Annotated in this window: 20 protein-coding genes; 9 read left to right on the plus strand and 11 right to left on the minus strand. The window is 62.6% G+C overall.

Annotated elements, in window-relative coordinates; all coding sequences use genetic code 11:
- Nucleotides 1–48: 48 nt before the first annotated feature.
- Entirely contained in the window at nucleotides 49–3,537 is a 3,489-nt protein-coding gene (locus X566_RS21995) for an indolepyruvate ferredoxin oxidoreductase family protein (RefSeq protein WP_034471583.1), read from the minus strand.
- A gap of 420 nt (nucleotides 3,538–3,957) precedes the next feature.
- Nucleotides 3,958–4,101, minus strand: a complete 144-nt coding sequence (locus X566_RS25385) for a hypothetical protein (protein WP_343213152.1) — start codon at nucleotides 4,099–4,101, stop codon at nucleotides 3,958–3,960.
- 731 nt (nucleotides 4,102–4,832) lie between these two features.
- Here X566_RS25385 and X566_RS24120 point away from each other — a divergent pair.
- Nucleotides 4,833–5,210, plus strand: coding sequence for a hypothetical protein (locus X566_RS24120; RefSeq protein ID WP_051444423.1), 378 nt, complete (start codon nucleotides 4,833–4,835; stop codon nucleotides 5,208–5,210).
- Nucleotides 5,211–5,298: 88 nt separating this feature from the next.
- Here X566_RS24120 and X566_RS22010 read toward each other — a convergent pair whose 3' ends face one another.
- Nucleotides 5,299–6,297: a tripartite tricarboxylate transporter substrate binding protein gene (locus X566_RS22010; protein WP_034471585.1), complete on the minus strand. Its 999-nt coding sequence runs from the start codon at nucleotides 6,295–6,297 to the stop codon at nucleotides 5,299–5,301.
- Nucleotides 6,298–6,484: 187 nt separating this feature from the next.
- On the opposite strand from X566_RS22010, the gene X566_RS22015 reads away from it, so the two are divergent.
- On the plus strand, nucleotides 6,485–7,729 hold the full coding sequence (locus tag X566_RS22015; protein WP_034471587.1) for a glycerophosphodiester phosphodiesterase family protein: 1,245 nt from the start codon (nucleotides 6,485–6,487) through the stop codon (nucleotides 7,727–7,729).
- A gap of 233 nt (nucleotides 7,730–7,962) precedes the next feature.
- Here X566_RS22015 and X566_RS22020 read toward each other — a convergent pair whose 3' ends face one another.
- A complete protein-coding gene (locus X566_RS22020; RefSeq protein ID WP_034471589.1) occupies nucleotides 7,963–8,271 on the minus strand; it encodes a hypothetical protein in 309 nt (102 codons plus the stop codon).
- A gap of 184 nt (nucleotides 8,272–8,455) precedes the next feature.
- Between X566_RS22020 and X566_RS22025 the strand changes: the two genes are divergently transcribed.
- Entirely contained in the window at nucleotides 8,456–8,863 is a 408-nt protein-coding gene (locus tag X566_RS22025; protein WP_034471591.1) for a lysozyme inhibitor LprI family protein, read from the plus strand.
- Nucleotides 8,864–9,064: 201 nt separating this feature from the next.
- On the opposite strand, the gene X566_RS22030 is transcribed toward X566_RS22025, so the two are convergent.
- On the minus strand, nucleotides 9,065–10,597 hold the full coding sequence (locus X566_RS22030) for an acyl-CoA carboxylase subunit beta (protein ID WP_034471593.1): 1,533 nt from the start codon (nucleotides 10,595–10,597) through the stop codon (nucleotides 9,065–9,067).
- 166 nt (nucleotides 10,598–10,763) lie between these two features.
- Here X566_RS22030 and X566_RS22035 point away from each other — a divergent pair, with 166 nt between their 5' ends.
- Both X566_RS22035 and blaOXA read left to right on the plus strand, forming a co-directional pair.
- Entirely contained in the window at nucleotides 10,764–11,696 is a 933-nt protein-coding gene (locus tag X566_RS22035; RefSeq protein ID WP_160170512.1) for a dienelactone hydrolase family protein, read from the plus strand.
- 94 nt (nucleotides 11,697–11,790) lie between these two features.
- Nucleotides 11,791–12,624: a class D beta-lactamase gene (gene blaOXA, locus X566_RS22040; RefSeq protein WP_081740412.1), complete on the plus strand. Its 834-nt coding sequence runs from the start codon at nucleotides 11,791–11,793 to the stop codon at nucleotides 12,622–12,624.
- Nucleotides 12,625–12,698: 74 nt separating this feature from the next.
- Here blaOXA and X566_RS22045 read toward each other — a convergent pair whose 3' ends face one another.
- The 4 genes from X566_RS22045 to X566_RS22060 form a co-directional block, all read right to left on the minus strand.
- Nucleotides 12,699–13,169, minus strand: a complete 471-nt coding sequence (locus tag X566_RS22045) for an OsmC family protein (RefSeq protein ID WP_034471597.1) — start codon at nucleotides 13,167–13,169, stop codon at nucleotides 12,699–12,701.
- 95 nt (nucleotides 13,170–13,264) lie between these two features.
- Nucleotides 13,265–13,534 (minus strand): EscU/YscU/HrcU family type III secretion system export apparatus switch protein, encoded by a 270-nt coding sequence (locus X566_RS22050; protein ID WP_034471599.1) that lies wholly within the window; start codon nucleotides 13,532–13,534, stop codon nucleotides 13,265–13,267.
- Nucleotides 13,531–15,069, minus strand: coding sequence for a flagellar hook-length control protein FliK (locus X566_RS22055; protein WP_034471602.1), 1,539 nt, complete (start codon nucleotides 15,067–15,069; stop codon nucleotides 13,531–13,533). Before X566_RS22055 ends, X566_RS22050 begins: the two co-directional genes overlap by 4 nt.
- 104 nt (nucleotides 15,070–15,173) lie before the next feature.
- Nucleotides 15,174–15,839 (minus strand): hypothetical protein, encoded by a 666-nt coding sequence (locus X566_RS22060; protein ID WP_152540021.1) that lies wholly within the window; start codon nucleotides 15,837–15,839, stop codon nucleotides 15,174–15,176.
- 198 nt (nucleotides 15,840–16,037) lie between these two features.
- Here X566_RS22060 and X566_RS22065 point away from each other — a divergent pair, with 198 nt between their 5' ends.
- The gene (locus X566_RS22065; RefSeq protein WP_206538719.1) at nucleotides 16,038–16,322 is read left to right on the plus strand and encodes a hypothetical protein; all 285 of its coding nucleotides are present in this window, start codon (nucleotides 16,038–16,040) and stop codon (nucleotides 16,320–16,322) included.
- Nucleotides 16,323–16,444: 122 nt separating this feature from the next.
- On the opposite strand, the gene X566_RS22070 is transcribed toward X566_RS22065, so the two are convergent.
- On the minus strand, nucleotides 16,445–17,221 hold the full coding sequence (locus X566_RS22070) for an ATP12 family chaperone protein (protein WP_034471608.1): 777 nt from the start codon (nucleotides 17,219–17,221) through the stop codon (nucleotides 16,445–16,447).
- 221 nt (nucleotides 17,222–17,442) lie between these two features.
- Here X566_RS22070 and X566_RS22075 point away from each other — a divergent pair, with 221 nt between their 5' ends.
- From X566_RS22075 to X566_RS22085, 3 genes are read left to right on the plus strand one after another with little or no spacing between them, the layout of a single operon-like run.
- Nucleotides 17,443–19,224, plus strand: a complete 1,782-nt coding sequence (locus tag X566_RS22075; RefSeq protein WP_034471611.1) for an FAD-dependent oxidoreductase — start codon at nucleotides 17,443–17,445, stop codon at nucleotides 19,222–19,224.
- The gene (locus X566_RS22080; protein WP_034471614.1) at nucleotides 19,215–21,047 is read left to right on the plus strand and encodes a 2-oxoacid:acceptor oxidoreductase subunit alpha; all 1,833 of its coding nucleotides are present in this window, start codon (nucleotides 19,215–19,217) and stop codon (nucleotides 21,045–21,047) included. The genes X566_RS22075 and X566_RS22080 overlap by 10 nt, the downstream gene beginning before the upstream one ends.
- Nucleotides 21,044–22,099, plus strand: coding sequence for a 2-oxoacid:ferredoxin oxidoreductase subunit beta (locus tag X566_RS22085; protein ID WP_034471617.1), 1,056 nt, complete (start codon nucleotides 21,044–21,046; stop codon nucleotides 22,097–22,099). Before X566_RS22080 ends, X566_RS22085 begins: the two co-directional genes overlap by 4 nt.
- Nucleotides 22,100–22,176: 77 nt before the next feature.
- Here X566_RS22085 and X566_RS22090 read toward each other — a convergent pair whose 3' ends face one another.
- On the minus strand, nucleotides 22,177–22,503 hold the full coding sequence (locus X566_RS22090; RefSeq protein WP_051444491.1) for a hypothetical protein: 327 nt from the start codon (nucleotides 22,501–22,503) through the stop codon (nucleotides 22,177–22,179).
- Nucleotides 22,504–22,547: the final 44 nt, after the last annotated feature.

Here is a 22,547-nt window from a genome sequence, read left to right on the forward strand (position 1 = left end):
GAAATGAAAAACGCGGGGTTCAGGCCCCGCGTTTTTTGTTTCCGCTGTCTATTCCGCAGCGATCGATGGCGCGACCAGCGGCGGCGGATTGGCGAGCTCCTTGCGCAATTCGTCGCGCTTGATCTTCGCCTGCGCGACCGCCTTCTCCTTCACCGGGCCATAGCCGCGGATATCCTCCGGTAGCGACAGCAGCGCGAGAGCAATCTGTGCAGTGCGCACCGACAGATTGTCCAGCACGGCTCCGACATCGTCCTCATAGTCCTTGATCAGCCTTCGTTCGATGCGCCGATCCTTGCCATAGCCAAAGATGTCGAGCGGCGTGCCGCGCAATCCCTTCAGCTTGGCGAGAATTCTGAAGCCCGTCGTCATCGACGGCCCAAAGGTCCGCTTCCGCGGTCGCCCTGCCCCGTCGTCGGCGCCTGGCAGAAGCGGCGGCGCCAGATGATAGCTCAGCTTCACGTCGCCCTCGAACTGGTCGCGAAGCTGAGCCTCGAAGCTCCCGTCCGTATAGAGCCGCGCGACCTCGTATTCGTCCTTGTAAGCGAGCAGCTTCGCATAGCCGAGGGCCGCCGCGCGCGGAATACTTTCGCCGAGCCCCTTCATTCGCGCCGCAGAGCGCACGCGATCGATCAGCTTGCGGTAACGTTCGGCAAGCGCCGCATTCTGATAGGCGGTCAGATGCTTCACCCGATGGGCGATCAATTCGTCGAGGCTCATATCGCCCTGCGTCTTCGCAGGCGCTTCATCTTCATGCAGCATTGCAGCCAACCGCGCCGGGTCGGCTGCCGCAAGGCGACCGAGCCGAAACGCCAGCGTGTTCATCTTGATCGACACGCCGTTGAGTTCGATCGCCCGTTCGATCGCCTGCGCCGAGACCGGCAATTGCCCAGTCTGACAGGCAAAGCCGAGCATCATGATGTTGGTGGCGATGGCATCGCCCAGCAGGTTTTCCGCCGCATGGGTGAAGTCGAAGAAGGACGCGCCATGCCGCACCGACTGTTCGAGCACGGCATTCACCCGGCCGCGCTGGAAATCGAAATCGCGGTTCTTCACGAAATCGGCGATAGGAATGAGATGCGTATTGACGATGGCCTGCGTGCGATCCGGAGCACAGAGCGTGATCGTATCCTTGGCGACCGACACCACCTCATCTGCAGCAATCAACAGATCCGCCGTCCCCGTGACGATGCGGGCGCATTTCACCTCGTCCGGATTGGAGGACAGCCGCACATGGCTGAGCACGGCGCCGCCCTTTTGGGCAAGGCCAGACATATCGAGAATAAGGCTCGCCTTGCCCTCGATATGCGCAGCCATGCCAAGCAAAGCCCCGATGGTCAGAACGCCGGTGCCGCCAACACCGGCGACCGCCACGTTGTAGGCGCGATCAAGCGAGGCCTGTGAGGCCGGCTCCGGCAGATCGCCGATCGCCTCAAGCTCGAGCGGCGCGCGCTTGCGCAGCGTCCCACCTTCCACTGTCACGAACGATGGGCAGAAACCCTTCAGGCAGGAGAAATCCTTGTTGCAACTCGACTGGTTGATTGTCCGCTTGCGGCCGAACTCGGTCTCCAGCGGCTCCACCGAGATGCAGTTGGACTGCACCGAGCAATCACCGCACCCCTCGCAGACCGCAGCATTGATCACCACGCGACGCTGCGGATCCTCCAGAATGCCGCGCTTGCGACGGCGGCGCTTCTCGGCCGCGCAGGTCTGTACGAAGACGATGGCCGTGCAGCCTGGTGTGTCGCGCAGCGTCGTCATCACCGCTTCGAGATTATCGCGATGCTCGAGCACCACACCTGGCGCGAGCTCGCCCGCCGAGTAGGTGTCCGGGTTCTCCGAGACCAGATAAATCTTCTTCACACCCTCATGATAAAGCTGGTGGGTGATCTGCTGTGGCGAGAGTTGGCCATCGACATGCTGGCCGCCGGTCATCGCCACCGCGTCATTGTAGAGAATCTTGTAGGTAAGATTGGCGCCCGAAGCGACAGCCTGTCGGATTGCCAGCAGGCCGGAGTGGAAGTACGTTCCGTCGCCGAGATTGACGAAGATGTGCTTCTCCTTGGTGAACGGCGCGATGCCGACCCAAGGTGCGCCCTCGCCGCCCATCTGCGTGAAGGTGTCGGTGTTGCGGTCCATCCACAACACCATGAAGTGACAGCCGATGCCGGCCATCGCGCGGCTGCCTTCCGGAACCTTGGTCGAGGTGTTGTGCGGGCAGCCCGAGCAAAAATAAGGCGTGCGAACCATCGGGGCGGCTGCACGCTTGAGCATCTCGTCGCGCTCCTTGAACCAGGCAAGCTTGGCGCGGAGCATGCTCGCAATCTGCGGATCAAGGTCCAGCTTGAGCAACCGCTCGGCGATGGCGATCGCCACCGTCGAAACCGTCAGCTCCTCGGTGAAGGTCAGGAAGCGCCTGTCATGCTCGTCCATCTTGCCGACGATGCGCGGGCGTACGTCATCGCGCCAGTTGAACAGCTCCTGCTTGACCTGGTTCTCGACGATCTCTCGGCGCTCCTCGACGATGAGGATTTCCTCCAGTCCCACCGCGAACTGGCGCACGCCGACCGGCTCCAGCGGCCAAGGCATGCCGACCTTGTAAAGACGCAACCCGATGCGCTGCGCGACCGGGCCATCGATGCCGAGTTCACGCAACGCCTGCTTCACGTCCTCATAGCTCTTGCCGGAAGCCATGATGCCGTAACGGGCGTTCGGCGTGTCCAGCGTTACGCGGTCGATCTTGTTGGCGCGGGCAAACGCGATTGCCGCGAAGCCCTTGTAATCCTGCAAGCGCCGATCCTGAGTGAAGCGATCGTCCGGCCAGCGCAGGTTCAGCCCACCCGGCGGCATCTCGAAGTCTTCCGGCAGCAGGAACGGTTTCATCTCGTCGGTGAGGTCGATCTCACCCGTGGTCTCCACCGTCTCGGTGATCACCTTCATCCCGACCCAGCAGCCGGAGTAGCGAGACATGGCGATCCCGAGCAACCCCATCTCGATGAATTCGTGGATGCTGGATGGATAGAGATACGGCATCAGTGCCGACATGAAGGCGTGATCGGATTGATGCGGAACGGTCGAGGACTTGGCGCCGTGATCGTCGCCGGCGAGACACAGCACCCCGCCGTGACGCGCCGAGCCAGCAGCATTGCCATGCCGGAACACGTCGCCTGAGCGATCGACGCCGGGTCCCTTCCCGTACCAGATGCCAACGACGCCATCGCGCTCGGCACCGGGCGAGAGGTTGACCTGCTGGCTGCCCCACACAGCCGTCGCGGCCAGATCCTCGTTCACACCAGGCTGGAAAACGACGTCGTGGGCGGCGAGATGCTTCTTCGCCGCCATCAGCTGCTGGTCATACCCGCCGAGTGGCGAGCCCCGGTAGCCGGAAATAAATGCAGCGGTCTTCAATCCATTGGCGCGATCGCGCCGGATTTGCGCCATCGGCAGACGGACCAACGCCTGGATGCCGGTGAGAAAGATGCGCCCCGTGCCCTGGGTGTATTTCTGCTCGAGACTGATCGGGCCTTGGTTGATTCCCATGTCCGCCTCTGATGTCTGTCACCGGCGCAGTTGCACGGCCCGGATTGTCGGAATGCTCTCGTTCTTTGAAGCAATCTAAATATGTTTCCGCAGCGAAAGCATCAAGATTCTGAAAGCCATAGACAGGTGTTGGAAGGCTCTCGCGATGACGCAATTTCATGGCGGGAACGCAGGCGAAATGGATGCGTTGCTGCGGGAAGCGCCGTCTGGCTGGCAATAAACTGACGACTGCGTGATGCAGCGCAAAATGCTCAATGCCGCGCCGAAAGCAGCGCCCGTCGCCCGTGTAGACGAATTTCCGGGCATCTCCCATGGAAGCGAATCGCCAGCAGGCGAAACGTCAGCTCGACCACGAAGGTTGCGGACACGATAGAGTCCGCGTTGAGGCCGCTGCGCAGCCCCGCAAATAGACGAACCTAGTTACGACCGAGACGCTGGCGTAAGCTCACGTCGCAACAGAAGCGGGACCTCGTTACAGACACTATCGCAAACACCGCCGACGCAGCCGGTGTTCATCTCCGACAGAATGACGATCGTGAGTGGCCCTTTCATCAACAACGCCATGTCGCATCCGGCGATCGCAAACACGATCCATCCGATCGCATCAAGCACCAGGAACAAGGCTTCGAAGCGATGAATCAGACGCGCCCAGCGCAATTGCCTCGGCAGCACCGCCACTCGTCAACAGCAGCAATCACGGCTCAGACGAGCGGGTACTGGCCGAGCAAAATACGTCGCGCACTGATCCACCACCCCAATGCCATGATACTGCCGACGAGACCAACGCAAAGCCGGTCCATGCTGCAACACCCCGCTGCAAGAACCGCGATCACGGATTGCGCGGCGTCAGCGACGATGGAGAGAGCCAGCAAGCCGTTTGACCAACGAGCATCGAACATCCATCCTGCGACCCTCGATATTCCTGCAGCGCAGAGCTGCCTCGGGTGCATGAAGCCCCTCGGCGCGAGTAGGATTCAAGCGAACGGACCACTCGTGAACAGGAAGATCATCGGCTGCCTCGGCGCGTAGTCTTTGTTGTTGCTGATGATTTTACGGACAAGGGCTTCAAACAAATCTCCTGCCCTTCGCCCTTGCGCCTTCTCACCTCTCTCCCTTCGACGGTCTCGGCCATCAAGTCGCAGCGAACGCGCGGGGAACTCCTGCCGGCGTCCGACGGTTAAACCGCAGGAGAATCTGACCGAATTTCATCGGCCTGCCCGCCGCTTTCGTTGTTGTTCGTGGGGCGCGATCTCCGGGCTTCAGGTTCTGGATCGCATGCCTTGAGGAGAACCGAGATGGCCTATCGCTCCGACCAGCACGACCGGTTCCTGACACCCGCGCATCAGGATCAGGCCCACAACGACGATCCGGCGGCATCACTGCGACGCTTCGAAGACGAAAGCGCCACCAGCGGGAGGCGTGTCGCGATCTATGCCGTCGCCGTCATCGCGCTCGTTGCTGCCCTCATTTACGGCATGACGACCGACACCGGCACGAACACTACTGCGCAAAAGACCCCGGGTAGCATCACCGCGCAACGCGTCGCAGTCCCGCCGGCTCCGATCCGCGACGTCACCCCGCGCAGCAACAGCGAGCCCGGCATGACCACCGGGGCTGCCCCGGTACACGAGCCGGCGATGGCGCCTGCGGAAACCTCGCCGAATTCGAACTGACGCAATTTTCTCCTGAGCAAGTTCGCAATTGGCGCGGCCGCTCACTGCGCCAATTGCAGGCATCCCGTACCGCCGCCGAGAGCCAAGCTTATTGGATCTCAACCTTGATGCCCGCGTCTTTGACCACCTTGCCCCAGCGGGCCACCTCTGCCGTGACGAACTTACCGAAATCGGCCCCCATCAAGGTCGGAATCGGTGAGCCGTTCTTCTGCCAAGCTTCTCGAACGATATCCGATGCCAACGCCTTGCGCAGTTCGGACGACATCCGCTCGACCGCTTCGGCCGGCGTCCCCTTCGGCGCCCACAGCGCGTACCATGTGGACACCTCATATCCACTCAGGCCGGCTTCCGCCGCCGTCGGCACATCGGGGATCGCCGGCGAACGCTGCGGCGCCGCGACCGCAAGCGCCCGAAGCTGCCCGCCCTGGATCTGCGCCGCCGACGAGCCGAGCCCGTCGAACATCGCATGCACATGGCCCGCGACGAGGTCCTGCATCGCAGGCCCGGCCCCGCGATAAGGCACATGATTCATCTTGGTTTGGGCAAGAATGTTGAACAGCTCGCCCGCAAGCTGATGCGTGGTCCCGAGGCCCGCCGAAGCGTAGTCGATCTTGCTCGGATTAGCCTTCGCATAGGCGATGAACTCGGCCAAAGTCTTGGCCTCGACCTTGCTCGGATTGACCACCACCACCTGCGGCGGCGTGGCGATCAGGCCAATCGGGATGAAATCCTTCTCAATGTCATAGTCCAGCTTCGGATAAAGCGAGGGCGCAATGGCGTGGTGCGCCGCACCGACAAAGAACGTGTAGCCATTCGGCTCCGCCTTCGCCGCGGCGCTCGCGCCCAACGTGCCACCCGCGCCGCCCCGATTGTCGATCAAAAAGCGCTGGTTGAGCTGCTTCTCCAGTTGCGCCGAGAGCGGCCGTGCGAACGCATCCGTTCCGCCGCCGGCTGGAAACGGAACGATCAGCGTGACCGGCCGCTGCGGCCAGCTCTGGGCCACCGCCGGCAACGCCGACACCAGGACGGCCCCGGCTGCCGCCATCACGCAGCCGGCCCCACGCATTCGCTTCAGAAAGCTAGGCATTCCTTCCCCCGATTATTGTTTGCGCCATGGACTGGCGCCAGTTGAGACCAATTACCGCATCAGCCGTCATCCTTGGCAAGCACGTCTTTGGTCGTTGCAGGTCGTTCAGGGCTCCGGACGCCGTGACAATCCCCTGTCATGCGGTGATGCTTCAAGAAACGGCAGACAACCGAGGGAGAACCGGCCGATGATCCGATCCATATCCACGACCGCTCTGGCCCTGGCATTGGCCTGCCTTCTATCTGCGCTCCATACGGCGATTGCCCAGGATGCGATGGCGCCGCAGCTCGGTCCCCGCCCCTTCTATCTGGTCGACACCATGAAGGACGGTCCCTTGAAGACGGCGCTGAAGCAGTGCACCGGCCCATTCCGCAAGACCGACTTTTCGATCGCCCATCGCGGCGCGCCGCTGCAGTTCCCCGAACACACCAGGGAATCCTACGAGGCTGCCGCGCGCATGGGCGCAGGTGTGATCGAATGCGATGTCACCTTCACCAAGGACCGCCAGCTCGTCTGCCGGCATGCGCAATGCGACCTGCACACCACCACCAACATTCTGGCGAAGCCCGAGCTTGCGGCGAAGTGCAGTGAGCCTTTCACCCCGGCCAACGGCGCGACCGGCAGGAAGGCCTCCGCCAAGTGCTGTACCAGTGACATCACCCTGGCGGAATTCCGCACCCTGCGCGGCAAAATGGACGCGGCGAACGTGAATGCAATCACTGTTGCCGACTACATGAAAGCCACGCCGTCGTGGCGGACTGATCTGTACGCCGCCAATGGCACGCTAATGACCCACAAGGAGAGCATCGCACTGATCAAGAGCCTCGGCGCCAAGTTTACGCCGGAATTGAAAGCGCCGGAGGTGCCGATGCCGTTCGGCGGCGACTACACCCAGGAGCAATATGCTCAGCAGATGATCGACGATTACAAGCAAGCGGGCATCGATCCGAACCAGGTGTTCGCCCAGAGCTTCAACTATGCCGACATCCTGTACTGGCTCAAGGCCGAGCCTGCCTTCGGCGCGCAGGCCGTATTCCTCGACGGCCGCTACGAGCAGCCGGGTTTCGATCACACCAGGCCGGAGGCGCTGAAACCCAGCATGAAGGAGATCGCTGGCGATGGCATCAAGATTCTCGCCCCGCCGATCTTCATGCTGCTGGCGCTGAATGAGCGGAACGAGATCGTTCCCTCGTCCTACGCCAAAGCCGCCAAGGATGCTGGGCTTGACTTGATCGCGTGGTCGCTCGAGCGCGACGGTCCGCTGGACAAGGGCGGCGGCTTCTATCATCGCTCGATCAAGGCTGCGATTGACCGCGACGGCGACACGCTGACCGTGCTCGACGTGCTGGCGAAGCAGGTCGGCATCCGCGGCATGTTCTCGGACTGGCCCGCGACGACGACGTTCTACGCAAGCTGCATGGGCATGAAATAGTCGCGACGCCGCGAACAATGCGCCGTGGGTGATGTCTGCACCGCACTTTGCTGACTAACTGGCCTCAGCTTCTGACCAAAGAGCGATCAACGTTTGCACGCCTACTCTCAAGTCTACTCTAACGGATTGAACAACGACTCACGTTTCGCCATGGCCGCGCTCGACACGGCCATGACGGGTTCACTCATAAAAGCCTCATTGAGTGGACTGCTTTTGAGTCAGCCTTTCATATCTCAATAGTAGTAGACCCGGCGGCGGCGACGCCAGTAGCGCCGGCGCCAATAGCGAGGCCGCCAGTAATATCGGCGGTACCGGCGATAACGGCGGCGGCGCCATCCCCACTGCACCTGCTCCGGGCGAACGGCATCGACTTCGTCCTGATTGGTGACGGCGGGTTCCGGACCAATGGCCGGCGGTTGGGCAGCGAGATGTCCCGTAGACGGCATCAATGGCGCGGCTTGCGCCGAAGCAGCGGTTGCGGCGACGGCGCCGGCAGCCGCAGTGAAGCCAAGCGTCAGCTTGAGAAATTCGCGTCTCTCCATTGGCTATCTCCCGATATGATGTAAGCCTTGACGATCTGCGCCCCCTTTGACTGCGCAAGCGACCGATCACGCAAGCGCTCTCGCAGGGTGAGCGCATGCGAATGAACTGGTCATGAATGAGCCACCACCAAGTTCCAGAGACCGCTTCGGACAAGGTCAGAGTCAACCTTCGGAACCGACGACCATGCGCAGAGCCAACAAGTTAGCCACCGTAATCCCCCTCCTGTTCACCATCGCCGCCCCCGCCTTCGCAGAGCAAATTCCAGCGCTTTGCGGTCAGGAGTCTAACCAGGCTGCCATGACGCAATGCGCAAGCGAAGCTCTCAAGAAGGCTGACGCTGAGATGGAAAAGGCCCTACAGGGCCTGCTTGAAGCGACCGACGCGAACAGCCGCGCCTTCGTCACTGAGGCACAGGCAGCGTGGTCTCTCTATCGCGACAAGGAGTGCACCGCCCGCATTGGTGGTAGCCCGAACCGCGGCGGAACCATCTGGCCGATGCTGAATCTCGAATGCCGCGCGGGCCTTGCCACGCTCCGCACCAAAGACCTGAAGGAACAAGCCGCCTGTCCCGGTGGACGGCTGGATTGCTAAAGCATGATCCGGAACAATGTGAAGCGGTTTCCGAAGAGGTTTGTCTTGGGCTCAACCCGAGGATCATGCCTAAACAATGAGCTAAAGCGCGAGGACAATTCACCCAAATCTGATCGCGCTTTAGCAGATTGGATTGTTCAAAAGAAAAGCGCCCCGGATTGCATCCGGGGCGCTCTTGCCTGTCCAATTCGAACACACCGCTTACAGCGGCAGATTGTCGTGCTTGCGCGCGGGCCATTCGACCTTCTTTTCGCGCAGCATCGCCAGCGCCCTGGCGATGCGCTTGCGGGTCGAGTGTGGCATGATCACGTCATCGACGTAGCCGCGCTCGGCGGCGATGAATGGCGACAGGAAGCGGTCCTCGTATTCCTTCGTGCGCGCGGCGATCTTGTCGGGATCGTTCATATCCTGCCGGAAGATGATCTCCACGGCGCCTTTGGCGCCCATCACCGCGATCTGCGCCGTCGGCCAGGCGTAGTTGATGTCGGCGCCGATTTCCTTGGCTGCCATGACGTCGAACGCGCCACCATAGGCCTTGCGCGTGATGATGGTGACCAGTGGCACCGAGCACTGCGAATAAGCAAACAAGAGCTTCGCACCGTGCTTGATCAATCCGCCATACTCCTGCGCGGTGCCGGGAAGGAAGCCCGGCACATCGACGAAGGTGACGATCGGAATGTTGAAGGCGTCGCAGAAGCGCACGAAGCGTGCGGCCTTGCGCGAGGCATCGCTATCGAGCACGCCCGCAAGCACCATCGGCTGATTGGCGACGAAACCGACCGTGCGGCCGGCCACGCGGCCGAAGCCGGTGACGATGTTCTTCGCAAAGCTTTCGGCAAGCTCGAAGAAATCTCCCTCGTCCACCACCTTCAGGATCAGTTCCTTGATGTCGTAGGGCTTGTTCGGATTGTCCGGAACGAGCGTATCGAGCGACATCTCGACCCGCTCGATGTCGTCGAAGCTCGGCCATTCCGGCACGCCATCGGTGTTGTTGGACGGCAGGAAATCGATCAGCCGGCGCATCTGCAGCAGCGTCTCGACGTCGTTGTCGTAAGCCCCGTCCGCGATCGAGGACTTGGTGGCATGGACCGATGCACCGCCAAGCTCCTCCGCCGTCACCACCTCGTTGGTGACCGTCTTCACCACGTCCGGCCCAGTGACGAACATGTAGCTCGTGTTCTTCACCATGAAGATGAAGTCGGTCATCGCCGGCGAGTACACGTCGCCGCCCGCGCACGGCCCCATGATGACGCTGATCTGCGGGATCACCCCGGAGGCGATAACGTTGCGGCGGAAGACGTGGCTGTAACCGGCCAGCGCCGCTACGCCCTCCTGAATGCGCGCGCCGCCTGCATCGTACAAACCGATGATCGGCGCCCGCGCCTTCAGCGCCATGTCCTGCAGCTTGGTGATCTTCTGCGCGTGCGTTTCCGACAGCGAGCCGCCGAACACGGTGAAGTCCTTGGCGAAGACAAAGATCTTGCGGCCATTCACCGTGCCCCAGCCGGTGATGACGCCGTCACCCGGGATCTTGGTCTTCTCCATGCCGAACTCGCTCGAACGATGCTCGACGAACATGTCGAACTCCTCGAACGAGCCCCGGTCGAGCAAAAGCTCGATGCGCTCTCGGGCCGTCAGCTTACCGCGTTCATGCTGGGTGGCGATCCGCTTCTCGCCGCCGCCGAGCTTGGCATTGGCACGGCGTTCGTCGAGCGCTTCGAGAATATGCTTCATGACTAACCTTGATGATTTCCTACCCCTAGAAACAGCGCCGGCAGGCCCGACAGGCGCCCGCCAGCCCCGATACGTGGGAAATGTCCTAGCATGCGGCTTTGCGTTCGGAAAATGGGTGTTTAGAGTGAATTTTCAGGTCCCTAAGCCAGCATTTTCAATGAGATCAATGGGGGAAACATTGACGGCCGCGTTCAAGGACATCGCCCAGCGCATCGAACTGCATAGCATCCCTTCGCTGACCCTCACCGACCAACAGTTCCTGACCGGATCCGGCGATGGCAAGCCGGCGACCGTTTGCGGGGAATTCCGCATCGCCCAGGGGGCCGGCCGGTTGCCCGTCATCGTGCTGATGCACGGCTCCGGCGGCATGGGACCGGGGCTTCAGACCTGGATCTCACATTTCAATGGGCTCGGCATCTCCACCTTCGCCATCGACGGTTTCACGGGCCGGGGCCTCACCAGCGTCGGCAACGATCAGGCCCTGCTCGGCCGGTTGAACCTGATCGTCGACATTTTCCGCAGTCTCGAAATCCTGGAGAAGCATCCGGCAGTCGATACGAGCCGCATCATCCTGATGGGGTTCTCGCGCGGCGGACAGGCGGCGGTCTATGCCGCCGTCGAGCGCTTCCGGACGATGTGGAAGAAGGCCACCGCCGACTTCGCCGCCTACATTCCGGTCTATCCCGACTGCGGCACCACCTATCTCGACGATACAAAGGTGACCGCACAGCCGATTCGTATCCACCACGGCGCTGCGGACGACTACAACTCGCTCGCCAACGCCAAGCGTTATGCGGAGCGCCTGCGGAAAGCCGGCGCCGACGTTGAGCTGTTCGAATACGCCGACGCGCATCATGGCTACGATAACCCGCTGAATTTCGGCAAGGTCATCGAGGCGACAGGCTCGCAGGCGGTCTGCGGCTGCGACATCCGCGAGGTCGAAGGCGGGACGCTGATCAACGCCGCCACCGGCAAGCCGTTCAACTACACCGACCCTTGCGTCAACCTGAAGCCGCATGTCGGTGGCCACGAGCAAGCCACCATCGCCACGCGCACAGCGGTCACGGCATTTGTGAAAACGACATTCGGGCTGGCGTGATTTTGTAGCCGCGACGGCACGCCGCCCAGCTGCCGCCACGAAGTGCTGCGAGGGAAGCGCCTCCCTCGCCCCTCACGCCTTCGGCAGCATCACCATGCTTCACGTATCAAAGCACTTTCCCGCGCTCCTCACCGCCGCCGCCTGCGCGTTGTCCGCGCCGCAGGCCCATGCCGCATCACCGCCCCCCGTCCTTGCCTGTACCGTCATCCTTGACGCGGCGTCCGGCAAGACGCTGTTGCGCAAGGGCACCTGCGACCAAGGCGTGAGCCCCGCGTCGACCTTCAAGGTACCGCTGGCGGTGATGGGTTACGACGCAGGCGTTCTGAAGGACGAGCACTCGCCGGTCTGGGACTACAAGGCGGAGTTCAACGCGCTGAAGAAGGATCAGAAAAGCGTCGATCCCACCATCTGGGAGAAGGATTCAATCGTATGGTTCTCGCGGCAGATCACACGCCAGCTCGGAGCGGACGCATTCGCCAGCTACGTGACGAAGTTCGGTTACGGCAACAAGGACGTGACCGGCGATGCAGGCAAGAACAATGGTCTGACGAATGCATGGCTCGCCTCATCGCTGAAGATCTCGCCGGACGAACAGGTCCAGTTCGTCCGCCGTCTCCTCGCCGGCACCTTGCCGGCCTCCGAGAAGGCACACGCGATGACAAGGGCCATCCTTCCCGTGTTCAAATCAGGCGACAGCTGGACAGTCCACGGCAAGACCGGAAGCATCTGGCTGCGCGACAAGTCCGGTGCGTTCGACAAGAACCGTCCGATCGGCTGGTTCGTCGGCTGGGCCGAGAGTGGCGACCGCCGGATCGTCTTTGCACGCCTGGAAATCGGCAGCGAGGAAACCAACGTTCCGAAGAGCTTCCAGGTGCGCGATAGTCTCCTGAAGGACCTGCCGGAGCTGATGAAGCAGGCCCAACAATAGATCCAAGGCAACTTGCGATGCGGGCCGCGTCACGGTCAGCTGCGATGAGGACTCCATTGAATCCTCATCGCACGTTAGCGCACGAACGACGGCTCGATCATCATCTCGCATGTCAGCGAGTTGGCGATGAAGCACATCTTATGCGCTTCGGCATGTAGTGCCCTTGCCTTCTGCTCGTCTGACGCAGCATCGAGCGTCACACGCGGCCGCAGCACGATCTGCGTGAACGCACCACTGCCGTTCGCCTGTTCAACCATGATCCCCTCGGGCTCGTCCCGGTAGTCGAGCACGATCACGCGGTTCACTGCGCAGAGGTGCAGATACCAGAGCATGTGACAGGCGGACGCGGAGGCGACCAGCATGTCTTCCGGATTCCAGCGCGCCGGGTCGCCACGAAAGCTCGGATCGGACGAACCTGCAATGTCGGCCTTGCCCGGCGCGCTGATGACATGCGCCCGCTCATAGGCCTTGTAGCCTGTCGTCCCGCTGCCAGTGTTGCCAGTCCACACCACCGTCGGATGATAATGATGCTGCTTGCCTGCCATGGCCGGCCTCCGGTTCGATGGACGACAATCTCATGATTTCTCGGCGTTTGCACCACCGCTTCGACAGCGGTGCTTGCAAATGAGGAATCACGGAATCATGAGCGCGCACTGCCCGAGAGACGCAGCACGAAAACCAGAACTTCGGCGACCGCCTTGTAGAGCTCTTGCGGGATTTCGTCACCGAGGTCGACATTCGAGAGCGCCCCGGCCAGCACCTCGTTCTCCTCGATCGGAACGTCGTTCGCCTTCGCGATCTCGATGATCTTCTCGCCGATCGTCCCCCTGCCCTTGGCGACGACGCGGGGCGCTCCCTTCTTGTCGTATTCGAGCGCGATAGCAAGCTGCGGATCGGCCGCGATGCTCATGTGGCGCGGTCCAGGAAATATCCGGCCCGCCTGGCCGGGCGTGGCGGCGCGCCCTCGCCGACGATGATATCGCCCGGCTCCAGCTCTGCTTGGCGAAGCGCCAATCCCAGCGCGTCGGTGCTGGCGCGCAATTGCGTCGCCGTTTCCGGCCGCTCCGCCCACATCCGCACGGCGGTCTTGTCGCCGACCAGCGAGATCAGCGCATGCACCGGACCCGCCGGCTCCACATCCAGGCTGAAGCGTGCACGCCAGACTCGCGATGAGGATGCCCCCTCATCGCTCTCCTTGCCGCCGTCGCGGGCGATCTCGAATTGAGCGACGGCCGTGCCCTGCGGCATCGCAAAGGGAATTTCGAAACTCCAGCGCTGCGCGGCCACCGTCTGGTTCGGGTTGGCGAATTCCGGCCGGTCCGGCAAGGAGGCAATTTGCAGAAGTGTTTGCCTCGCGATGGCGGCATCGGTCTGATCGAGCAGTTGCCGCCCCATGCTGACGGACGGCATGTCGCTATCAATCGACGGGCGGGCCACAGGTTGGGCCGATGGGGCAGCGCCACGAAACGGCGGCGCCGGTTCGGTGGCCTGGAGATCGGCCGCCGTATTGCGCGACATCGCAGCCGTTTCCGGCTGCCGCGGCGGCGGCGCATTGCCGATATCCTGCAACGTCCGCGCCGTCGCGTTGCGAAGTGCGGTCTCGATCTCACGCATCAGGCCCGGCGTGTTCTGCTGGAGAACCGCATCTGTTAGCGCGGCAGCAGCAGGCGCAAGCGGCGGTGCGGCCATACGCAGCGCGTCGGCCGCCATTCCTTGCGGCGTGGCTTGCGGCACGGGCGCGTTCGCCGGTGCTGCCTGCCCAAGCCAGTTCGACAGCACCTGCCGCAAAACGATCAAGCCGGCTTTCAGATCCGGCATCCCGGATGGCATCGTCCCGCCTCGCGCCAGCGAAGATTCCAGGAACAGGCCGGACTTCTGGAAAGCCTGCCGCACATCATCGCCGGTCAGCGTCGTGTCGAGTTGCAACCGCGCACCAAGCAACTGTGCTGCCGCGCTCTGCACCGGCTGCGGCAAACTCTCAGAGGCGACGATCACCGGAAGATTGGCAAACAGTGGCGAAAGCCCGGCCTGTTTCGGTGCTGCAGCTTGCACCGCGCGCGCAAGCGCTGCGCTCTCCATTGCACTGGGCAAGCCTTGCGCCATCTGTGCCGTCCTGGGCTGATCGGCGATCGCTCCCGACGCGATCGTTGCAGGCCCATGCGGAGCGCCCGCGCCGTCAGCGGCTTGCGCCTGCGAGACGATCGTCAGGCGGACGCCATCCGTGGCCTGCGACACCGCAAGTTTCAGGCTGGCGCCGGGCTGCAGCATCACCTCCGACAGGACATCGATGGCGAGCCCCTCGATCGCGATCCGCACCATGTTGGCGCTGCGCATCGCGAGCACGCGCGCGTCGATCACAGTCCCCGGTACCAACGCGAGGTCAGGCGCAGCGGCACCGGCAGCTTGGGAGACTGGAATGAGCAGCGGGCTCGAGATCGACGGCATGGGACGAATGACGTGGCCCGAAAGCGACGGGCGTCCTTTCAGGCGGCTACGCTAGTCCAGCGTCCTAAACGGGCTGTTAACCGTTTCAACGGTCGGGCTCGAATCTAGAGCTGAGCCATCACGCTTCCCAACCCGATAATATGTGCCAGCATGCGAAGCTCCCGCTTCTGCTCGGCGCTGAGCTGGGCAAAGAACGGACCCGCCGCAGCCTTCAATTGCACGAATTCGGCACTATCCGGCCGCAGGTCGGAGGCCCCGCCGGATTTCTTCGCCTCGTGCAGCCGCACCGCCAGTGTCCGCAGCGCGGTTTCGACCGCGGGCCAGGATTTTTCCTGCGCCGGAGTCAGCTTCAACCTCGTCTTGATCGCATCGATCTGCAGATCGCTCAGCAGCGTGTAGGACGACTGCTGCCGCCGCAGAATGCTGCCTTTGGGCCGCGGGCGCGGTATCGGCGGCGGCTCAGTCAACGGCTGCGGATCGCCGAGGGGCTGCGGCAGCGCGTTGATCGAGTCCGCAGCAGCATAGCTCTGCCGCAGCGAGTCTCCACGAGAGAACAACAACGGATCGGACGTGAGCTGAGGCAGATCAAGGTGCAGCCGGTCGCGCTTGTTCTCGCGGTTCGACGACGGATAAGCCGCCTCGGTTTGCGAGATCTCCGTCCGGCCCGCAAATTCGAGCCACGGAAAACCGTCCAAACCCATGGCAAAGTAGCCAGCGGCAATCCCGCCGGCGATCGCCGCGCAAGCCAAAATCGGTCCTGCAGCCCTCATCCTTGCGACGGCCTCCGGCCGTCCCTCGCTCCGCGATCCTCAGATGTGCTCGCAAATGCTGATTAATAGTGTCTTAACCATGCGCGGATTGCGGCGGAGTGAAGGCCTTCGCCTTAGCAGCTCGGCAACGTTAACGTCGCCCTAACCACACGGCGCAATTGTCCGGAACGTCGGCCCAGATGCTGGTTTAATCGGGGCATGACCCGAACGCCGAGCCGATTTGCCGAGATGGTTTCGGCAGCCGCTGCACGCCTTGAGGCACGGCGCAGCCGCGCGCTGGTTCCGTTGCCGCAGGAAACGCCCGCAACCGAATTCGACAAATTCAGCGGTCTTGGCGCGACCTTCATCGCGCATCTAATTGCAATGCGCGACCGCGCCCCGCAAATGCGCAAGCGCCAGCGGATCTCCGCAGGCGAAGCCAGCGCCTCCTATGAGCAAGCCGCCCCGCACGACGAGAGCACCATCCCGATCAAGGAATCTTAGGGCTGGCGATCCGGCTCGAACGCTTTCGGCCTGTGCATCAGCGGGTTAAGCGCCCCCGTGATCAAGGAGGCGAAAGCCCTTCGTGTCGAGCATGAATTGCTTCAAGCACGACACCCACGGCGCTACGAGCCCATTGCTTTCAGCACCAGCGCCGCCGCTTTGAACTCGGTCTCCCGCGCCGCGCGCCGCGCGGCGGCAAGGTCGTCGAACCCCCACGTCTCCAGATTCCAATCCTCATCCAGATGCGCAGCCGACCAGATCGCGGCACCGTCGCAAACGTCATGCATCAACGCCAGCGACAACAGTGCCGAGCCAGTCAAGCTCGTCACCGAGTGCAACGCGCCCACACGCCATGGATCGGATGGCATGGCTTTGCGCGCCGCGGTCAACGCATGATCGGGCTGTGCGACGTGAACAACGCCCTGCGCCAAGACGAACCGGGCGCCAAGTTCATCGGCGGCCCAGCGGACGATCGGATCCCAGGCTGCCGCTTGCCGCGCAACCAACCCATCCGGTCCTTCGGCGCGGTAGAACAGCAGATCGGAGCCGAGGTACTTGATCACATCGGCGGCGACCTCCTCGCACCGGTCCGTCACACCATCGATAATGCTGTTGACCAGCCGGCTTAGCGGCATCCGCGACGGATCGATGACGTCCGTCTGCGCATCCCATTCGTCGCGGAGGGCCTCGGCGATCGGCCTGCGCGGCACGGCGAGCGCGCGGCGCGCCGGGGTCCGCAACGTCTTGCCGTCGAGGCTGATCGCAAATCCCTCAGGCACCTCAGCAACCTCGACCATCTTGTAGAAGCGGTTGCGCAGGATCGGTCGCGCGGCCTTGCGGGCCAGTTCGTTAGGATCGCCCGGCTGTTCGCCACTATCGTCTTCAAACAATTCACGCATCCGACGCTCTTAACCCGCTTCAGCCTTTGAGGTTTGTGCGTTGCAGCACAAATTCCGCAACGGAATCAAGCAGAAATGACTTCCCATGCTTGCTTCGCTCATATTGAATAGTTCTAATTCAAAACTTGGAATCGACCGAAAGAAATAACGACAACCGCTTTGGCGGGCTTGAGGAAACTAGACCACGCGGCGGCGTTCATGACTGCGTGGAAGAGGTAGGAATGAAACCGACGAATATCGCGGCCCCCGACTACTTCCACAAAGTGGTCGATTGCCAATGGGCTTGTCCGGCGCATACTCCAGTTCCCGAATACATCAGATTGATCGCGGCCGGGCGTTACACCGACGCCTACATGATCAATTGGAAATCCAACGTCTTCCCCGGAATTCTCGGACGCACCTGTGATCGTCCTTGCGAACCGGCTTGTCGCCGGGTCCGCGTCGAGGAGGAACCGGTCGCGATCTGCCGACTGAAGCGCGTCGCCGCTGACTATAAAGACGACGTGAAGCTGCGGATGCCACCGCCGGCCAAGGCGAAGAACGGCAAGCGTATCGCCCTGGTCGGTGCTGGCCCCTCCTCGCTCACCGTTGCCCGCGATCTCGCCCCGCTCGGTTATGAATGCATGGTGTTCGACGGCGACAAGCGCGCCGGCGGCATGATCCGCTCGCAGATTCCGAAGTTCCGCTTGCCCGACAGCGTCATCGACGAGGAGACCGGCTATATCCTCGACCTCGGCGTCGAGTTCCGGGGCGGCGAATACGTCAGCAGCATGAAAGCGCTGCTCGCGGAGGGTTTCGATGCGGTCTTCGTCGGCTCCGGCGCCCCGCGCGGTCGCGATCTCGACCTTCCGGGACGGAAGGAAGCCGCCGCCAACATCCATATCGGCATCGACTGGCTATCGAACATCTCGTTTGGCCACCTGAGCACGATCGGCAAGCGCGTCATCGTGCTTGGCGGCGGCAACACCGCGATGGACTGCTGCCGCTCCGCCCGCCGCCTCGGCGGCGAAGACGTGAAGGTGATCGTGCGCTCCGGCTTCGACGAGATGAAAGCGTCGCCCTGGGAGAAGGAAGACGCCGCCCGCGAAGGCATTCCGATCCATAACTTCCTGGTGCCGAAGGCCTTCCTGCACGAGAACGGCAAGCTCGTCGGCATGACCTTCGAGAAGGTGAAGGCGGAGTACGATGCCAAGGGCCGCCGCAAGCTGGTGAATGCCGGCGAACCGGACCAGACCTTCGCATGCGACGACGTGCTGGTCGCCGTCGGCCAGGAGAACGCGTTCCCCTGGATCGAGCGCGATATCGGCATCGATTTCGACGAATGGGGTATGCCGGTCGTCAACGAGACCACGTTCCGTTCCTCGCATCCGAAGGTCTTCTTCGGTGGCGACGCCGCATTCGGGCCGAAGAACATCATCTGGGCGGTCGCGCACGGCCACGAGGCCGCGGTCTCGATCGACAAGATGCTGAACGGCGAGGACATGACCCACCGTCCCCTCCCCGCTACCACACTGGTCAGCCAGAAGATGGGCATCCACGAGTGGTCCTATAAGAACGAGGTGATGCTCGACGAGCGCTATGCGGTGCCGCATCGCGAAAACAAGATCGCGCTGGCCGACATCAAGGCGGAGGTCGAGCTGGGCTTCGATCCCAAGCTGGCGCTCGCGGAAGCAGGCCGCTGCCTGAACTGCGACGTGCAGACCGTGTTCACCGCGCCCTTGTGCATCGAGTGCGACGCCTGCGTCGATATCTGCCCGATGGATTGCATCACCTTCACCAAGGACGGCGATGAGGACGACCTGCGGACGCGCTTGCGCGCGCCTGCGAACAACACGCACCAGGCGCTCTACCTCGCCGACGGTCTGAAGACCGGCCGGGTGATGGTGAAGGACGAGGACGTCTGCCTGCACTGCGGCTTGTGCGCGGAACGGTGCCCCACCGGCGCATGGGACATGAACAAATTCTATCTCGAAATGACTCACGCAGGCCCGGCATGCCGATAGAAGCAGTCAACGATTTCGTCATCCGCTTCGCCAACGTTAACGGCTCGGGCTCCGCGTCCGCCAACGAGATGTTCGCACGCGCAATCATGCGCATGGGCGTGACGGTGGCGCCACGCAACGTGTTCCCGTCCAACATCCAGGGGCTGCCGACGTGGTACGAGATCCGTGTCTCGGGCAAGGGCTACTTGGGCGCCCGCGGCGGCACCGACTTCATGGTGGCGATGAACCCGCAAACGTTCAACGCCGACGTCGCGTCGATCGAGCCGGACGGCTATCTGCTCTACGACAACACCCGCGCCATGCCACCGGGCAAGATGCGCACCGACATCAACGTAATTGGGGTTCCGCTCACGGAGATCTGCAACAAGGAATACACCGACCCCCGCCAGCGGCAGCTGTTCAAGAACATCATCTGCCTCGGCGTCTTGACCCAACTGTTCGGCATGGACTTCGCCGAAGTCGAAAAGCTGATCGGTGAACAGTATCGCGGAAAGGACAAGCTGATCCCGCCCAACGTCCATGCGTTGCATCTTGGCAAGGACTGGGCGCAGGCGAACCTCAAGCCGATCGGTCTGCGTATCGAGCGTGCGAACGACGTCGGTGATCGCATCCTGCTCGAAGGCAATGCCGCCGCCGCGCTCGGCGCAGTCTATGGCGGTGCGACGGTGTGCGGCTGGTATCCGATCACGCCCTCCTCCTCGCTGGCGGAAGCCTTCGCCACTTACTGCAAGAAGTTCCGGCACGATCCGGAAAACAAGCAGGCGAAGTATGCCATCGTTCAGGCGGAGGACGAACTCGCCTCGATCGGCATGGTGATCGGCGCGGCCTGGAACGGCGCCCGTGCCTTCACCGCGACCTCCGGCCCTGGCATCTCGCTGATGCAGGAGTTTCTGGGCTTCGCCTATTTCGCGGAAATTCCAGCCGTCGTTTTCGACGTGCAGCGCGCCGGCCCCTCGACCGGTATGCCGACGCGGACGCAGCAGTGCGACATCCTCTCGTGCGCCTATGCATCCCACGGCGACACCAAGCATGTGCTGGTGATCCCCGAAGACCCCGCGGAGACATTCGATTTCGCCGCCGACGCCTTCGACTTCGCCGATCGACTGCAGACGCCGGTGTTCGTGATGATCGATCTCGATATCGGCATGAACCATCGGTTGTGCCGGCCGCTCGCCTGGGACGACAAGCGCCAATATGACCGCGGCAAGGTGCTGTCGGCGGAGGATCTGGAAAAGGCGAAGGATTTCGGCCGTTACATGGACGTGGACGGCGACGGCATCCCCTTCCGCACATATCCCGGCACCCACGCCCAGAAGGGCGCATTCTTCACCCGCGGCACGTCGCACGACAGCCGCGCGCGGTACAGCGAACAGGGGTCGACCTATGTCGACGGCATGCAGCGGCTGCTGCGCAAGCTCGATAGCGCCAAGGAGATCCTGCCGAAGCCGCTGCGCAAGAATGCCAATGAGGCCACACGCTACGGCGTGATCTATTACGGCTCCACGTCGCCGGCGATGAACGAGGCTGCCGAGACACTGGCCGAGAACGGCCACCATCTCAACATGCTGCGTGTCCGCGCCTTCCCGTTCCACCAGGACGTCGCGAGCTTCATCGCCGACCACGACTTCGTGTTCATCGTCGAGCAGAACCGCGATTCGCAGATGCGATCGCTGATCGTCAACGAGCTCGGCATCGATCCGGTCCGCCTCGTTCCGATCCTGCACTATGACGGCACGCCGATCACGGCCCGCTTCATCGCCGGCGCCATCGGCGACCGCCTCGACACGCTCAAGGTTCGCCCGCTTCGCAAGGCTGTCTCATGACCTATCTGACCAAGCCGAAGTTCCACCATCCCTCGCTGCCGACCAACAAGCTCGGCTTCACCCGCCGCGATTACGAGGCATCGACATCGACGCTGTGCGCCGGTTGCGGCCATGACTCGATCTCGGCCGCCATTATCGAAGCCTGCTTCGAGCTGTCGATCGAGCCGCATCGCGTGGCGAAGATTTCCGGCATCGGCTGCTCGTCGAAGACGCCGGACTACTTCCTCGGCCAGTCGCACGGCTTCAACTCCGTCCATGGCCGCATGCCATCGGTGCTGACCGGCGCCAACCTCGCCAATCGCGACCTGATCTATCTCGGCGTCTCGGGCGATGGCGACTCCGCCTCGATCGGCTTCGGCCAGTTCGGTCATGCGATGCGCCGCGGCGTCAACATGACCTACATCGTCGAGAACAACGGCGTATACGGACTGACCAAGGGGCAGTTCTCGGCCACCGCCGATCGCGGCTCGAAATCCAAGAAGGGCGTGCTGAACAGCGATTCCTCGATCGACCTCGTCGCCATTGCCCTGCAGCTCGGCGCGACGTTCGTCGCCCGTAGCTTCTCCGGCGACAAGACGCAGCTGGTGCCGCTGATCAAGGCAGCGATCCAGCATCAGGGCGCCTCGTTCATCGACGTGATCTCGCCCTGCATCGCGTTCAACAACCATGCCGGCTCGACCAAGAGCTTCGACTATGTGCGCGAGCATAACGAGGCGGTCAACGCGCTCGACATCATGATCGGCCGGGCCGCCATCACGGTCGATTACGAGCCGGGCAAGACCGTCAGCGTGCAACAGCACGACGGCTCGACGCTCCGCCTGCGCAAGCTCAACGACGATTATGATCCGACCGATCGCCTCGCTGCCCAGAACTTCCTGCAGCGCCATGCTGCCAAGGGCGAAGTGGTGACCGGGCTCCTGTACATCGAGCCCGATGCGGACGACTTGCATGCGAGCTTCGACACCGTCAAGACGCCGCTGAATCAGCTCAATACCAAAGACCTGTGCCCAGGGCAGAGCGAGCTCGACAGGCTCAACGCCACCTTGCGGTAAACGACCGTGCGAAACAAGACGGCCGCGATTCACGATCGCGGCCGCTTCTCATGTGTCGATGATCTTTTATCGATAGATCACTGGTTGGCGCACGCGCGCGAATAGGCCGCCCGCTCATTGGGGCCAAGCCCCATCGCGGCTCCCTCGTCGATACACCGGCTGATGCGCTGCTTGAACGACGAGCGCCGTGGCAGCGCCGCTCGCGGCGGCGGCGGTATCTCGTCCATTTGTGGCACCCGCGGCACCTCGATCCGCGGAGGGGGTGGTGGCGGCGGTGGTGCCGGCGGCAGGATGACCGGCGGAGGTGACGAGAGGTCCTGCGCTTGTGCCGGTAACATCGTCAAAGCACCGCTTGCCGCACCAGCGACGGCAAGACCGGTCAGGAATGCAGCAATCCTCGTCATCAGCTTCATATCGTCATTGACTTGAGCCCAGACAAGGACGGCAA

This window comes from Afipia sp. P52-10, assembly GCF_000516555.1.
Lineage (GTDB): Bacteria > Pseudomonadota > Alphaproteobacteria > Rhizobiales > Xanthobacteraceae > P52-10.